The sequence below is a fragment of the Mycobacterium sp. GA-1841 genome (assembly GCF_001954135.1).
Taxonomy (GTDB): domain Bacteria; phylum Actinomycetota; class Actinomycetes; order Mycobacteriales; family Mycobacteriaceae; genus Mycobacterium.
On sequence record NZ_MBEQ01000094.1, the window covers coordinates 1 to 14,719 of the forward strand.

A 14,719-nucleotide genomic window follows, 5' to 3' on the forward strand; every position below is an offset into this window, starting at 1 on the left:
GTTTTCACACTTTTTCCGAGGGCACCAACATTCGGGCCTGGCTGTTCAAGATTCTGACGAACACCTGGATCAACTCCTACCGCACGGCGCAGCGTCGGCCCGAGGAGGTGCTGACGGAATCGGTCACCGACGCCCAGCTGGCCGCGGCGCTGGCGGGTTCTCCGATCGAGTTGGCCTCGGCCGAGCTGGCCGCGCTGGAAGCCATGGGCGACGACGAGGTGCGCCACGCGATGGAGGCACTGCCCGATTTTCAGCGGGTCATCGTGTACTACGCCGACGTTGCGTGCTTCCGGTACAAGGAGATCGCCGAGCTCATGGATATTCCGGTGGGCACCGTGATGTCGCGGTTGCACCGGGCGCGTCGCAATCTACGGAAGCGGCTCGCCGAAGCTGCCGTTGCCAGAGGCTATTTGGGCTCCGGTCAGGACGACGGGACAGCGGCCTGATCCGTACTGGTGTCCCGGCCGATGCCACGATCGCGCGCCACGTCGGCGAGCAACTCGCGCAGCCGTTTACGCCCGCGGGCCAGTCGGGACATCACGGTGCCGACGGGAGTTCCCATCAGGGAGGCGATTTCGCGGTAGTGATAGCCCTCCACGTCGGCGAAGTACACGGTCATCCGGTTGGCCGCGGGGATCGCGTCGAGTGCGTCGGCGATGTCGTCGTCGCGCATCGCTTCGAGGGCTTCCACTTCGGCTGAGCGCAAGCCGGTGGACGTGTGCCGGCCCTCGGCGGACAACTGCCAATCGGCGAAGTCTTCGCAAAGGTGCTCGCTCACGGCCCGTTGGCGGGCACGGTAGCTGTTGATCCAGTTGTTGTACATGATCCGAAACAGCCACGCGCGCGCGTTGGATCCCGGGTGGAAGGTGTGAAAACCGCTGTAGGCCTTGAGAAGTGTCTCCTGCACGAGGTCTTCGGCGTCTGCGGCGTTGCGTGTGTATCGCCGTGCGGCCCCATAGAGTTGATCCAACAGCGGCAGCGCGTCGCGCTCGAACCGCTCCACCCGCCCGTCGTCGTTCATACCTGCAGCATCACATCTGAACGTAACTTGAGGTCAAGCGATTTTCGGACACGTGACTGCCGCGGCCGGACACTGACGGCAATGCAACGCACGCATCACGCCGTCACCTTAGGCTCATCGGTTATGAATCGACTCGATCGCTTCTTCGAGATTTCGGCCCGTGGTTCGACGGTCCCCTCCGAGATCCGCGGAGGCCTGGTCACCTTCATCGCGATGGCCTACATCATCGTGCTGAACCCGGTAGTCCTCTCCGGCTCGGCTGACGTCGACGGCAACAAACTCGAATTCGCCCAGGTGTCGGCCACCACCTGCCTGGCGGCCGGTGTGATGACGATTCTTTTCGGCATCGTCGCGCGGTTGCCGTTCGCGTTCGCCGCCGGCCTGGGCATCAACTCGTTTCTGGCCACCACCGTGGTGGGCACCCTCACCTGGCCCGAAGCCATGGGCCTGGTGGTCATCGACGGCATCATCATCGTCGCGCTGGCGGCCAGCGGTTTTCGTCGTCTCGTGTTCGACGCGGTCCCGATGCAACTCAAACTGGCGATCACCGCCGGTATCGGCTTGTTCATCCTGTTCATCGGCCTGGTCGACGCCGGATTCGTGGGCTCGACCGGGCTGCCGTCTCCCCCGGTCGGGCTGGGCACCGGCGGCGTCGGATCGATCAACACCGTGCCCACCGTCGTCTTCGTGTTCACCTTGCTGGTGACCGGCATCCTGGTGGCCCGGAAAGTCCGCGGCGGCATCCTGATCGGTCTGGTCACCGGCACCGTCGTGGCGGTGATCGTCGAGGCGATCTGGCATCTCGGGTCGGCACAGGACAAGCCCGGCGGCTGGGGGCTGTCGGTGCCGACCCTGTCCGGCTCACCGTTCGCGCTGCCGGACCTGTCCCTGGTCGGTGAGGTCAGCATGGGCAGCTTCAGCCGGATCGGCGCGCTGGCGGCGATGATGTTGGTGTTCACCCTGGTCTTCGCCAACTTCTTCGATGCCATGGGGACGATGACGGGACTGTCGCGTGAGGCCGGGCTGTCCGACTCCGAGGGGAACTTTCCGCGACTGCGCTCGGCACTGATCGTCGAGGGCGCCGGTGCCGTCGTCGGCGGGTCCGCCTCCGCCTCGTCGAACACCGTCTTCATCGAATCCGGCGCGGGTATCGAGGAGGGTTCGCGCACCGGCTTTGCCAACCTGATCACCGGGCTGCTGTTCCTGGCGGCCATGTTCGTCGCGCCGGTGGCCTCCATCGTGCCCACCGAGGTCGCCGCGGCCGCGCTGGTGATCGTCGGCGCGATGATGGTCTCGCAGCTGCGCCACATCGATCTCTCCGAGTTCTCAATGGCCCTGCCCGTGGTCCTCACCGTGGCGACGATGGCGTTCAGCTATTCGATCGCCAACGGCATCGGCGTGGGCTTCGTAGCCTGGGCCGTGCTGCGGTCGGCCGCAGGCAAGGCCCGTGAGGTCAGCCCACTGTTGTGGATCGTCGCGGCCGGCTTCATCCTGTACTTCGCCCGCGGCTGGATCGAGTCACTCATCGGCATGTAGGGGCCGGTAGCCTTCACGGTCATGGGGATGGCAGAAAAGTGAGCGCCGGCCTGTTCGGCTTGCTCGACGACATTGCCGCGTTGGCGCGGCTGGCCGCGGCGTCCATCGACGACATCGGCGCCGCGACGGGCAAGGCCACCGCCAAGGCGGCCGGTGTGGTGATCGACGACACCGCGGTGACACCGCAGTACGTCCACGGCATCACCGCCGACCGCGAGCTCCCCGTCATCAAGCGCATCGCGATCGGATCGCTGCGCAACAAGATCGTCTTCATCCTGCCGGCGGCATTGCTGCTGAGCCAGTTTGCGCCGTGGCTGCTGACCCCGATCCTGATGGTCGGCGCGACCTATCTCTGCTATGAGGGCGCCGAGAAGGTCTGGGGACGCTTCCTCGGCCACGGCGGGCACGGTTCGCACGGCGAGCCGGCCACGACCGTCGGCGGCGACGCCGAAAAGTACATGATCACCGGCGCGATCCGCACCGACTTCATCCTGTCCGCCGAGATCATGGTGATCGCGCTCAACGAGGTGGCCAACCAGACCTTCGTACCGCGACTGATCATCCTGGTCGTCGTCGCGCTGGTGATCACCGCGGCGGTGTACGGCGTGGTGGCCGGCATCGTGAAAATGGACGACATCGGCCTGTTGTTGGCCCAGCGCTCGTCGAAGGTTTCGCAGAAGATCGGCCGCGGCCTGGTGGCCGGGATGCCCAAGCTGCTGTCCGCGCTGTCCACCATCGGTACGGTCGCGATGCTCTGGGTCGGTGGACACATCCTGCTCGTGGGCACCGACACCTTGGGCTGGCATACCGTCTACGGCGTGGTTCACCATGCTGAAGAAGCCGTCCGTCACGCGGTGGGCGGCGGGTTCGGTGGCGTGCTGGCCTGGCTGACCAACACCGCGGCATCCGCGGTCATCGGTCTGGTGGTCGGCACCGTGGTCGTCGGGATCATGCATGTGCTGCCGTTCGGCAAGAAGAAAGACGCGCACTAGGCCCGTCGCAGGCCCGGCCGCAACCGCTCAGCGGCGATCTCGTGCCCGTCGCGCACATCGTCGATCAAGGACCGCGCCTGGCCGATCAGCCCGTCGACATCGACGTCGTGCGGCGCGGGTCTCGGTGTCTCACCGAGCCGTTCTGCCGCCCGCGCCAGCACCGTGAGCGCACCCGTGGGATTGCCGCGCTGAACATGGGTGATGCCCACCGCGAGCTGCGCCAATCCCTGCCACATCGCGCGGTGCGCATCCGGGGCCTGCTTCCACGCCACTTCCAGTACCTCGTGGGCGTTGAAGGCCAATCCGCCGTCGAGCAACTGTTGTGCGTAGGCAAGTGAGTCGTCGGGCGACAGCGTCAGATCGTCGGGGATGCGCGGTACCCCCTGGCTGCCATGCGGCAGCGGCCGGCCCAGTGCGTCGCGGGGCCGGCTGTTGCGGGCCTTGCCCGACTCGTCACGATCCCGATCGGTCATTTCTCGATTCTCCGCGACGCCGCGGTCGCCGCTTGCCTGCCCCGCGAATTCCATGAGCCGTCAAGAACATTTGTGTGCCTGGCGACTTCCCGTGCAATACTGAGCCCGGACGTTTTTGGTACGTCCGGATTCACAAGAGAGAAGTAAAATATGGCACAGGGAACTGTGAAATGGTTCAACGGCGAAAAGGGCTTCGGCTTCATCGCTCCTGACGGCGGCGCCGCTGACGTCTTCGTTCACTACTCTGAGATCACCGGAAGCGGATTCCGCTCCCTCGATGAGAACCAGCGCGTCGAGTTCGAGATCACCCAGGGTGCCAAGGGCCCCCAGGCAGTGGGAGTCACGGCGATCTGATCGCCCCCAAGATCTGACAGTGGGCTGGTACGGATGACTTCCGTACCAGCCCATCTGGTTTCAGACGACGTTTCGAGCGGCGGTCAGGCCGGTCACGATGACGGCGCATCGGCATGAGGCTGCGGTACCGCACGATCAGAGAAAACCGGTGCCTCCACCGGTTCGCTCGAGGCCTCGGCCACCGGCATCTGCAGCCGCTGGTCAGAGTGCGAAAATAATTCGGACGAATCCATAAAAGTGGTCCTTGCGAGGTGCGGAACTACCGCACAGGTATGAGAAACCAAGCGACGGATAATCACTGGCTGTCTTCGAATCTACACCCCGGTCAACTCAGCGCGACCGGCTGCCGGAGAACCGCGCGCCGACGTCAATCGCCGGCGACGCGCACCGCGGGCAAAATCAGTGTGTCGATGACATCCCGGATGAATGTCGCATCGACGCCCTGTCCACCGATCACCCGCATCAGGCACATCCCGGTCATCACGTCGGCTACCAGCGACCAGTCCTTCTCGGGCGACACCTCCCCGCGAGCGGCGGCCTGCACCAAGATTGCCGTCACCACTCGCCTGCCCTTGAGCAACATCAGATCGTCGAGGGCCGAGGCGAGATGGGGATCGTGGGTGGCCTCTACCGCGGCCCGGAGCACGAGGTCGTAGGAGAAGCGCTCCTCGTCGTTGCGCACCGCCCGCCGCACCAGTTCGTCGAAATCGCCTTCCAGACTGCCGGTGTCGGGCGCGTCGTCAGCCAGCAGGTCGGGCCGCCAGTACACCAGGGCATCGGTGATCAACGCCGCCTTCGAGCACCAGCGCCGGTAGATCGCCGCCTTTCCCACTCCGGCCCGCGCGGCGATGTCGTTCATGTTGGTGTTGACATAACCGTTCTCGGCCAACGCCGCCAACGCCGCGTCGAGGATGGCGGCGTCACGCGATCGGTCGAGACGTCCGTCGGTGCGCCGCCGCAACTTCGAGCGTGCGTCCGGCGAATGGTCCTGCTCAGCCATCACGTTCACGCGTTGTGCGGCGGAATCGGTGCGGTGTTGTCGTCGACAGCACCGACCGCCGCGGCCTGCTTCCGCTCACGTTCGAGGCGCCCCTGCCGGGTGATCTCAAAAGTGTTGAGCGGCCACCAGAACCAGCGGCCCAGCGCCGCCGCGATCGAGGGCGTCATGAACGAGCGCACGATCAGCGTGTCCACGACCAGGCCGATACCGATGGTCATACCGAGTTGGCCGACCACGCGCAGATCCGACACGATCATCGACATCATGGTGAAGGCGAACACCAGGCCGGCCGCGGTGACTACGCGTCCGGTCGCCCCGATCCCGCGGATGATCCCGGTATTGAGTCCGGCGTGTATCTCTTCTCTGAAGCGCGAGACCACCAGCAAGTTGTAGTCCGACCCGACTGCCAGCAGGATCACCATCGACAGCGGGATCACGATCCACTGCACGCCCAGGCCCAGGATGTCCTGCCAGAGCAGCACCGACAAACCACACGCGGTGCCCAGGGATGCGGCCACGGTGCCCACGATCACCAAGGCGGCCACCACACTTCGGGTGATGATCAACATGATGCTGAAAATGAGGATCATCGCCGCGATCACCACGATCATCAGATCGGTTACCACGCCATCCTGCATGTCGCTGTACATCGATGCCGTGCCGGCAAGCGAAACCTTCGCACTGGCCAGCGGGGTGCCCTTGAGAGCATCGGCGACAACACCTTTGAGGTCACGGACATGCTCGATGCCGTCCACCGAGGCCGGGTCGCCCTGGTGGGTGATGATCATCCTGACCGCCTTGCCGTCGGGCGACATGAACATCTTGACCGCACGATTGAAGTCAGGGTTTTCGAACACATCCGGCGGCAGGTAGAACATGTCGTCGTTCTTGGCCTGATCGAAGTACAGGCCAATCTCCGTCGCGCCCTTCGCCGCCTCCTGTTGCGCGGCCTGGGTGCCGGCCATGGTGCTGTGCGTCGCGATCATGAAATCGCGCATCCGCTTCATCGTCCCGATGGTGTCCTGCAGAACCGGCAGCATCTGCGGCAGCAGTTGGTCCAGCCGATCGAGATCTACTGTTAAGCCTTGAATTTGGTCAGACAGTTTATCGATACCGTCCAGCGCATCGAATATGGACCGCAGGGACCAGCAGACTGGAATGTCATAGCAGTGCGGTTCCCAATAGAAGTAGTTACGCAGCGGCCGAAAGAAGTCATCGAAATCCGAGATGCTGTCTCGCAGTTGCTTGGTCGTTTCCACCATCTCATGGGTCCGGCCCACCATGCTATGGGTGGTTTCGGTCATCTCCTTCGTAATGGCGTACATGCGTTCCATGCTGGCGACGGTCTTGCTCATCTCGTCGGCTTGTTCGAGCATCTGCGCGGAGTTGTCGTTGTTGAACTTGGCGGACTGCAGCGTGCTGGCGTTCTGCGCACCAAGCAGGAACGGGATCGAGCTGTGCTCGATCGGCGCACCCAAGGGCCGGGTGATGGTCTGCACCCGCTCGATGCCCCGCATGTGCATCACGTTCTTGGCGACCTTTTCGATGACGAGCATGTCCGACGGGGTACGCAGATCGTGATCGGCCTCGAGCATCAGCAACTCAGGGTTCATCCGGGCTTGTGAGAAGTGCCGATCAGCAACGCCCATGGCGAGGTTCGCCGGCATATCGGCGGGGGTGAACTGCTTGTCGTTGTACTGCGGTACGTAGGTCATCAGGGCGACGAAGCCGATGACGGCGATCACGCTGGTGACGAAGACGATCGGGATGGGCCAGCGCACCACCGACGTGCCGACCTTGCGCCACCCCGGTGACGCGATCTTGTGCTTGGGATCGAGCAGACCGAACTTCGACGCGATGGTCAGGACCGCAGGCGCCAATGTCAGTGCGGCGATGATGATCACCAGAACCGAGATGGCGCAGGGCAGACCCATGGTCTGGAAGTAGGGCAGCGTGGTCATGGTGAGGCACAGGCAGGCCCCGACGATCGTCAACCCGGAGCCGAGGATGACGTGCGATACGCCGCTGTAGGCCACATAGAACGCGTCTTCGCGCTCCAGGCCCTTCGATCTCTCCTCGTGATATCGACCCAGGAGGAAGATCACATAATCCGTGCCGGCAGCCAGGGCCAGCATGGTCACCATGCTCACCGCGTATGGGGTCAGACCGATGATGTTGAAGTATCCGGCGGTTGCTGTAACACCCTGTGCAGCAAACAATTCCAGAAGAATGACAACCATCGAAATGAGCAACGTGACGATGGAGCGGTAGATGGCGAGCAGCATCACGATGATGACGGCGACCGACACCAACTCCATTTTCGCCATACTTTGATGGCCTGCCACGCTGGTGTCGGCGTTGAGCACGCTGTTTCCGGCGACGTGGGCCGTGATGCCTGGCGGGGCGGGCACCGAGGCCACGATGTCACGCACGGCAGCGACGGACTCGTGACTCCTGCTGGTGCCCTGGTCCCCGGCCAGGAAGATCTGCACATAGGCGGACTTCCCGTCCACGCTCTGCGAGCCCGCCGCGGTCATCGGATCGCTCCAGAAGTCCTGGACATTCTGGACGTGCTCGGTATCGGCCTTCAGTTTGGCGACGATCTCGTCGTAGTACTTGTGCGCGGCCGCACCGACAGGTTCCTCGCTCTCCAGCACGACCATCGCTGAGGAGTCCGAATCGTACTGCTGGAACACCTTGCCGATGTTGAGCATCGCCTTGTACGAGTCCGAGGTGGTGGGACTCAGCGGCACCGACCGGGATGCCGCGACCTCGTCGAGCGACGGGACAAGAGCTCCCAGGGCAACCGTGAGCAGCACCCAGAACACGATGATCGGCAGTGAGAAGACCCGGACCATGTGGCCCAGGAAGGGACGATGGGGCTTCGAGTGCGCAGTGCCCATTCGCTCGCTCCTCTTCGCAGTGCTCATACGGATTTCACCAAGCAGTAGATGAACGGTTTGAAGGTGTCGGTGCTCGTCCGGTCATCGCGCACGTCGTCGTCGACAGTCACCCGGCAGCCAAGACCGCTAACGTCGCCCTCACCCTGCGCCATGATGTTGGCCGACATGGACGGCAGCGTCGTCACGATCGTGAAAGACCATGGCAGCGGCGCGTTTTCGATGAGATTCGGTTGACCGTACTCGTCGAGGTAGTTGATATTAGCCGTCCCCCCGGAGCCAGTGATCTCGTACTTGATGTGCTTCGGATTGAAGTTCTCGGTGATTCCGGAGCCCTCCGCCAAGTTCGGCCCCTGCTTATCGGTCTCCCGAATTCGAAGGATCGCGTACGCGCCCAGGCCGACGACGACCACCAGCACAATCGGTATCCACGCTTTCTTGAGCAACTTGAACACCGTTGCGCCTCCCCGACGTGCCACTTCACGAAAATTTACCCAGACGGAACCCCGGTTCCGCCCAAGAGGACGCTCCGTACTGTACTCGCCCGCTCTTCGATCGGCGATTCGGCTCTACCTGTTCAAGTACCGCTCGAGGCCGGCGATGACGATGTCGAGGTTGAAGTTGAAGTCGAAGTCTCCGGCCGCGACCACATCGATGCCACGCTGCGCGACGACGCCACCGAGCAGTGGAAAGTCGCTTGAAGCAAGATCTTTCAGAGCACGCTCGACCTCGGGCGTCTGATGATGCAGTCGCGATTGAGCCGATCCGAGGACATCGTGGGCAGCCGACATCGCCAGCCCGGCCACCAGGGTGAGCACCCGCCCGGCGTCGTCGACGTGGAATCCGGCCGCGGTCAGGGCCACGAGCACCTGCTCGGCGAGGGCCAGGCCGGCGGCACCTCCGGTACCGCTCAACCGGAAACTGGTCGCCGTCACGCCGAGTTTGAGAACCCCCTGACGAATGGCGCAGCCATAGGCCCGCAGGATCTCCTGCCAGCTCGCATCCTCGGGCAACTTGATCGCCCGTAACTCGTTTTCGAACAGGTCGGTCACGACCAGCTCGAGCAGACCATCGCGATCGCCGACGTAGTAGTGCAACGTCGTGCGGTCCACGCCGAGGGCATCGGCCACCGCCTGCATCGTCAACGCGCCCGGGGCGATGGCGCGTGCCGCGGCAACGATCTGCTTCTGATCGATCCGCGGTGGCCGGCCCCGTCCCCGACGTGGCGCGTTTTCGGTGCTCACGCAGCAAATTCTAGTTGTCCACGACAGAAACGACCGCGCACTCTTCCTTTTTTCTCACGGGCGTGGAAAACTGCCCGAAACCAAGGAAGGGAGCCACCGCCGTGTCGCAGACTTCTCCATACCGGGTGGTGCAGTGGACGACGGGAAACGTCGGCAAGAGTTCGGTGGCGGCCATCGTGAAGAACCCGACCTTGGAACTGGTGGGGTGCTACGCCTGGTCGCCGGACAAGGCCGGAAAGGATGTCGGTGAGCTCGTCGGCATCGAGCCCACGGGGATCACCGCCACCAATGACGTCCAGGCGCTGCTGGCCCTCAAACCCGATGTGGTGGTGTACAACCCGATGTGGATCGACGTCGACGAGCTGGTCGAGATCCTGTCGGCCGGCGTCAACGTCGTCGCGACCGCTTCCTTCATCACCGGACACAACCAGGGCGAGGGTCGCGACCGGATCGCCGAGGCCTGCCGCAAGGGCTCCTCGACGATGTTCGGGTCCGGTATCAGCCCCGGTTACGTCAACCAGCTGGCCATCGTCGCGGCCGGCATCTGCGACCGGGTGGACAAGATCACCGTCAACGAGGCCGCCGACACCACGTTCTACGATTCGCCGGACACCGAAAAGCCCGTCGGGTTCGGCCAGCCCATCGACCATCCCGATCTTCAGGCGATGACCGCACAGGGCACCGGGGTGTTCGGTGAGGCGGTGCGGATGATCGGCGATGCACTGGGCATCGAGTTCGACGAGGTCCGCTGCGACGCCGAATACGCCCAGACCACCGAGGATCTCGATCTCGGCTCGTGGACGATTCCGGCCGGCGGCGTCGCCGGGGTGTTCGTCAGCTGGAAGGGGATCGTCGGGGGTGTTACGCGGGTCGAGCTGACCCTGCGGTGGCGCAAAGGCCAGACCTTGCAACCTGATTGGCAGATCGATCAGGACGGCTGGGTGATCGAGGTCGCCGGACGCCCCACCGTGACGATGAAGGTCGGCTTCCTGCCGCCCCCGGACTTCGAGGCCACCACCCTGGAGGAGTTCATGGTGCTCGGCCACATCATGACCGCGACTCCCCCGATCAACGCGATCCCGGCTGTGGTCGATGCCGCGCCCGGTATCGTCACCTACAACGATCTGCCGTTGATCCTGCCGCGCGGAGTGGTGCCGGCAAGTTAGGCGGTCATACCCCGGCCGACACAATGTAACGACGAGCCTCGTATCGCTGACACTGTGCAAGGCTCCTAGCGGTTCTCCACACCTCAGGATTGGTCCATCCGTCGAACGCAACCGACGGCATCGATCAACGACGATTGGACAGAACCGTGGACTCGTTGCGCGCCAACCCCATTGAGCCGCAGATTCAAGACCTACAGGCCGGGGTCGTGGTACCCAACCGATTGCTGGACACCAAGGCGCTCGACGAACTGGCCGGTGACGCGATCGCGGTGAACCTGGACCGAGCCGGCACCGGCGACAGCCGGCTTCGTTTCGCTCTCGCCGCCGTCACCCCCGTCCCCCTGCGCCGGATGCTGCCCGCACTGCAGAGCCTGGACCTGGAGGTGCTCGAAGAGCAGGCCGACATCTGGACGCGACCGGACGGACAGGTGTGCCACGTCTACCACCTGGTGCTGCAGCCCGGCCCCGATGTGGCCGAGGCGCTGGCGGAGCAACAGGAAGGCGCGCTTGACCGGATCCGCGAGACGTTCCAGGCGATCTGGGCCGGCCGGATCGAAGCCGACGGGTTCAACGCACTGATCCTGCGAGCCTCGTTGAACTGGCGGCAGGTCAGTGCGCTGCGCAGCTACAGTCGCTATCTGCGCCAGCTGCCACTGCCGTACGGCCAGTCACGAATCCAGCGGGTGTTGCTGGACAATCCGCGCGCGGCCCAGGCCTTGCTGGCGTTGTTCGAGGCCCGGTTCGACCGCACCGGGCAGCCCGCCGACAGCGCTCCTCGCGTCGACCGCATGGCCGAGGCAGAACAGTTGGTGGCCGCCGAGATCGACCAGGTGCTGCACATTGATGCCGATCGCATCCTGCGCGCGTATCACAACCTGATCAGGGCCACCGTGCGCACCAATGCCTTTGCTCCCGACGCCCTCTCGGTCACGATGCCCTATCTGGTGCACAAGCTGGCGGCGCAGTCGATCGACGAGCTGCCCCAGCCTCGTCCGGTTTCCGAAATCTTCGTCTACTCACCGGAATTCGAAGGGTTGCACCTGCGCTTCGGGCTGGTCGCCCGCGGCGGGCTGCGCTGGTCGGACCGCCACGACGACTATCGGACCGAAGTCCTGGGGTTGGTCAAAGCACAGGCGGTCAAGAACGCGATGATCGTGCCCGCCGGCGCCAAAGGGGTGTTCGTCGTCAAGTCCCGCTCCACCGCGGGCGGCGAATCCGCGCGCGTCCAGGGCCTGCGGTGCTACCGGCAGTTCGTCGGCGCACTGCTCGACGTCGTCGACAAGGACCCCGACGTCGGCTCCGATGACCGCCCCCGCTTCAGCGGCGTGGTGTGCCACGACGGATCCGACCCCTATCTGGTGGTGGCCGCCGACAAGGGCACCGCGACATTCTCGGACTCGGCCAACGCGGTGGCGCTCGATCGCGCGTACTGGATGGGCGACGCGTTCGCCTCGGGCGGGTCGGCCGGCTACGACCACAAGACCATGGGCATCACCGCGCGGGGTGCGTGGGTCAGCGGCGACAGCCACCTCGCCGAGCTCGGTATCGACTCGAACGCCGACGAGTTCTCCGCGGTCGGAATCGGCGACATGAGCGGTGACGTCTTCGGCAACGGGATGCTGCTGCGGCGAGGCCTGCGGCTGGTGGCCGCATTCGATCATCGGCACATCTTCGTCGACCCCACCCCGGACACCGCGCTGGCCCGCAAGGAACGGCAACGGCTGTTCGAGCTGCCGCAGTCGTCGTGGGATGACTACGATCGTGCCTCGATCAGCCCCGGTGGCGGGGTGTGGCCGCGCACCGCCAAGACCATCACCACCACGCCGGAGATGCGCGCCGCGCTCGGCATCGCCGCCGATGCAGTGCGGGTGACCCCGAGCGAATTGATCGGCCACATCCTGCGGGCCCCAGTGGATCTGCTGTTCAACGGCGGCGTAGGCACCTACATCAAGGCCAGCGATGAGCAGCACGCCGATGTGGGCGACAAGGTCAACGATTCACTGCGGATCGATGCCGACAAGGTCCGATCCCGGGTCATCGTCGAAGGGGGGAATCTCGGCCTCTCGCAACGTGGCAGGATCGAGTTCGCCCACCGGGGCGGGTTGGTGAACACCGACGCCATCGACAACGCGGCGGGAGTGGACTGCTCCGACCACGAGGTCAACATCAAGATCCTGCTGAATACCGCCGTACAGTCCGGCGTCATCACCGGCACGGCCCGCAACCGCCTGCTCGCCGAGATGACCGATGAGGTGGCCCAGCTCGTCCTCGCCAACAACACGGCCCACAACCGCCTGCTCAGCGATGCCCGCTCGAATGCGGCTCAGATGGTCGATGTGCACGCCCGGATGACGGCCGATCTGGAAACCCGACGGGGGCTGCATCGCTCGCGCGAGAACCTGCCCAGCCCAGGGCAGTTCGCCGACCTGGCCAAGGACGGCCGGGGATTGACCTCCCCCCAGCTGGCCACCCTGATGGCGCACGTGAAGCTCGACCTCAAGGCCCAATTGCTCGCCGGTGAGATGTTCGACGACCCCTACTTCGTCGCCCCCCTCAACCAATACTTCCCGGCGGCGTTGCGGTACCAACTCGGCGAGCCGCTGCCCGAGCACCCGTTGCGCCGGGAGATCGTCACGACCGCGATCGTCAACCGCGTCCTGGCCACCTCGGGTGTGACGTTCGCCTTCCGCCTCGCGGAGGAAACTGGAGCCGCCGCAGGCGATGTCGTGCGGGCCCATGCGGTGGTATCCGAGGTGTTCGACCTGGACTCGCTGTGGTCGGACATCTACTCCGCGGGTCTGTCGCCGGAGCTGACCAACGCCATGATCATCGAAGGGCGCCGTCTGCTCGATCGGGCCACGCGATGGTTCGTGCTCAACCGGCCGCAACCGGTCGACGTCGAACAGGAGATCGCGCGTTTCGCCGACCGGGTGGCCCTGCTGCGGGGCCGGCTGGGATCCATGTTGCGCGGGCAGGAACGCGATACCGTCACCGCGGCGTACGACGATCTCGTCGTCCGCGGAGTTCCGGGACACATTGCCCGAAGGATCAGCGAATCCCTCTACGCATTCAGCCTTCTCGACATCATCGAGGGTTCACATCTGTGCGGTGAGGACGCCGCGGCACTGGCCGAGATCTACTTCGAGCTGTCCGACCGGCTCGGGGTGGACCGGCTGCTGCTGGCGGTGTCGTCGCTTCCCCGCGGCGGCCGCTGGCATGCGCTGGCGCGGCTCGCGCTTCGGGAGGATCTGTACCGCTCGTTGCGCGATCTCACCATCGACGTCACCACACTGGGCGCCGACGGCCCCGCCGGAGAACGGATCTCGGATTTCGAGGTCTGCAATCGTCCGCGGCTGGACCGGGCCAGGCGCACGCTGGACGAGTTCCTCGACGCCGACGAGCCTGATCTGGCGGCGCTGTCGGTGGCCACGGCACAACTGCGCAGACTGCATCGGTGAGCTAGCCGGCCGCCGGCGGAGACGCCAGACTGGATGCCGATATGACTACGCATCTGCATTGGCTCACCCACCCGGAGACCGACTCGGACGTTCCGACCGTCCGCCGGATCAATCTCGCCGCGTTCCCGACCCCAGAGGAGGCCGATCTCGTCGACACTCTCCGCGCCGATCCCGGATGGATCAACGGACTGTCGATGCTTGCGACGGCCGAGGACGGGGAACCGGCGGGCTACGCGTTGCTCACTCGGTGCCACATCGGCGACACCGCCGCGCTGTGCCTCGGACCGTGCGCAGTACTACCCGAGTATCAGCGCACCGGGGCCGGATCCGCAGCGATCGGTGCCGTTCTCGACGCGGCCAGGCAGCGGGGTGAACGCTTCGTGACCGTCCTCGGGCACGCGGCGTACTACCCGAGGTTCGGTTTCACCCGGGCCTCGATCCACGGGGTCGCGATGCGCGACGCGGTTCCCGACGATGCGCTCATGGTGCTCGCCCTCGACGGAAGTGCGATCCCCGCGGGCGTCATTCGGTACGCCGCACCGTTCGGTGACATCTGAGGACACCGAACCGCATGT

Annotated in this window: 13 protein-coding genes; 7 read left to right on the top strand and 6 right to left on the bottom strand. The window is 64.8% G+C overall.

What is annotated here, in order from left to right:
* Nucleotides 1-446: sigma-70 family RNA polymerase sigma factor (locus tag A5740_RS21705; RefSeq protein ID WP_076197461.1), on the top strand; the 446-nt coding region annotated here is incomplete at its 5' end.
* On the opposite strand, the gene A5740_RS21710 is transcribed toward A5740_RS21705, so the two are convergent.
* Complete coding sequence (locus tag A5740_RS21710) at nucleotides 422-1,021, bottom strand: sigma-70 family RNA polymerase sigma factor (protein WP_076197469.1); 600 nt, start codon at nucleotides 1,019-1,021, stop codon at nucleotides 422-424. The genes A5740_RS21705 and A5740_RS21710 overlap by 25 nt on opposite strands.
* A gap of 123 nt (nucleotides 1,022-1,144) precedes the next feature.
* On the opposite strand from A5740_RS21710, the gene A5740_RS21715 reads away from it, so the two are divergent.
* Nucleotides 1,145-2,557 carry an NCS2 family permease gene (locus A5740_RS21715; RefSeq protein ID WP_076197470.1) on the top strand — a complete coding sequence of 471 codons (1,413 nt, stop codon included), beginning with the start codon at nucleotides 1,145-1,147 and terminating at the stop codon, nucleotides 2,555-2,557.
* Between the two features lie 38 nt (nucleotides 2,558-2,595).
* Entirely contained in the window at nucleotides 2,596-3,549 is a 954-nt protein-coding gene (locus tag A5740_RS21720; RefSeq protein ID WP_076197471.1) for a DUF808 domain-containing protein, read from the top strand.
* Here the strand turns inward: A5740_RS21720 and A5740_RS21725 are convergent.
* On the bottom strand, nucleotides 3,546-4,022 hold the full coding sequence (locus tag A5740_RS21725) for a DUF309 domain-containing protein (protein ID WP_076197706.1): 477 nt from the start codon (nucleotides 4,020-4,022) through the stop codon (nucleotides 3,546-3,548). The two genes, A5740_RS21720 and A5740_RS21725, sit on opposite strands and share 4 nt — an antisense overlap.
* 150 nt (nucleotides 4,023-4,172) lie before the next feature.
* Between A5740_RS21725 and A5740_RS21730 the strand changes: the two genes are divergently transcribed.
* On the top strand, nucleotides 4,173-4,376 hold the full coding sequence (locus A5740_RS21730; RefSeq protein WP_067764348.1) for a cold-shock protein: 204 nt from the start codon (nucleotides 4,173-4,175) through the stop codon (nucleotides 4,374-4,376).
* Nucleotides 4,377-4,743: 367 nt separating this feature from the next.
* Here A5740_RS21730 and A5740_RS21735 read toward each other — a convergent pair whose 3' ends face one another.
* The 4 genes from A5740_RS21735 to A5740_RS21750 all read right to left on the bottom strand — a co-directional run bounded on the left by A5740_RS21735 (nucleotide 4,744) and on the right by A5740_RS21750 (nucleotide 9,520).
* Nucleotides 4,744-5,376 carry a TetR/AcrR family transcriptional regulator gene (locus A5740_RS21735; RefSeq protein ID WP_076197708.1) on the bottom strand — a complete coding sequence of 211 codons (633 nt, stop codon included), beginning with the start codon at nucleotides 5,374-5,376 and terminating at the stop codon, nucleotides 4,744-4,746.
* 5 nt (nucleotides 5,377-5,381) lie between these two features.
* Nucleotides 5,382-8,279, bottom strand: a complete 2,898-nt coding sequence (locus A5740_RS21740) for an RND family transporter (RefSeq protein WP_076197472.1) — start codon at nucleotides 8,277-8,279, stop codon at nucleotides 5,382-5,384.
* Between the two features lie 23 nt (nucleotides 8,280-8,302).
* Nucleotides 8,303-8,722, bottom strand: a complete 420-nt coding sequence (locus A5740_RS21745) for an MmpS family transport accessory protein (RefSeq protein ID WP_139335297.1) — start codon at nucleotides 8,720-8,722, stop codon at nucleotides 8,303-8,305.
* A 123-nt stretch (nucleotides 8,723-8,845) separates the two neighbouring features.
* Nucleotides 8,846-9,520 carry a TetR/AcrR family transcriptional regulator gene (locus A5740_RS21750; RefSeq protein WP_076197474.1) on the bottom strand — a complete coding sequence of 225 codons (675 nt, stop codon included), beginning with the start codon at nucleotides 9,518-9,520 and terminating at the stop codon, nucleotides 8,846-8,848.
* A 101-nt stretch (nucleotides 9,521-9,621) separates the two neighbouring features.
* On the opposite strand from A5740_RS21750, the gene A5740_RS21755 reads away from it, so the two are divergent.
* From A5740_RS21755 to A5740_RS21765, 3 genes are all read left to right on the top strand, one after another.
* Entirely contained in the window at nucleotides 9,622-10,686 is a 1,065-nt protein-coding gene (locus A5740_RS21755; protein WP_076197475.1) for a dihydrodipicolinate reductase, read from the top strand.
* 146 nt (nucleotides 10,687-10,832) lie between these two features.
* Nucleotides 10,833-14,144: an NAD-glutamate dehydrogenase domain-containing protein gene (locus A5740_RS21760; RefSeq protein ID WP_254849289.1), complete on the top strand. Its 3,312-nt coding sequence runs from the start codon at nucleotides 10,833-10,835 to the stop codon at nucleotides 14,142-14,144.
* 41 nt (nucleotides 14,145-14,185) lie between these two features.
* Nucleotides 14,186-14,701 carry a GNAT family N-acetyltransferase gene (locus A5740_RS21765; protein ID WP_076197477.1) on the top strand — a complete coding sequence of 172 codons (516 nt, stop codon included), beginning with the start codon at nucleotides 14,186-14,188 and terminating at the stop codon, nucleotides 14,699-14,701.
* Nucleotides 14,702-14,719: the final 18 nt, after the last annotated feature.

Coding starts and splice junctions, on each gene's coding strand:
- A5740_RS21725 (WP_076197706.1), bottom strand. CDS start 4,022: ATGACCGATCGGGATCGTGACGAGTCGGGCAAGGCCCGCAACAGCCGG.
- A5740_RS21765 (WP_076197477.1), top strand. CDS start 14,186: ATGACTACGCATCTGCATTGGCTCACCCACCCGGAGACCGACTCGGAC.
- A5740_RS21730 (WP_067764348.1), top strand. CDS start 4,173: ATGGCACAGGGAACTGTGAAATGGTTCAACGGCGAAAAGGGCTTCGGC.
- A5740_RS21740 (WP_076197472.1), bottom strand. CDS start 8,279: ATGGGCACTGCGCACTCGAAGCCCCATCGTCCCTTCCTGGGCCACATG.
- A5740_RS21735 (WP_076197708.1), bottom strand. CDS start 5,376: ATGGCTGAGCAGGACCATTCGCCGGACGCACGCTCGAAGTTGCGGCGG.
- A5740_RS21715 (WP_076197470.1), top strand. CDS start 1,145: ATGAATCGACTCGATCGCTTCTTCGAGATTTCGGCCCGTGGTTCGACG.
- A5740_RS21710 (WP_076197469.1), bottom strand. CDS start 1,021: ATGAACGACGACGGGCGGGTGGAGCGGTTCGAGCGCGACGCGCTGCCG.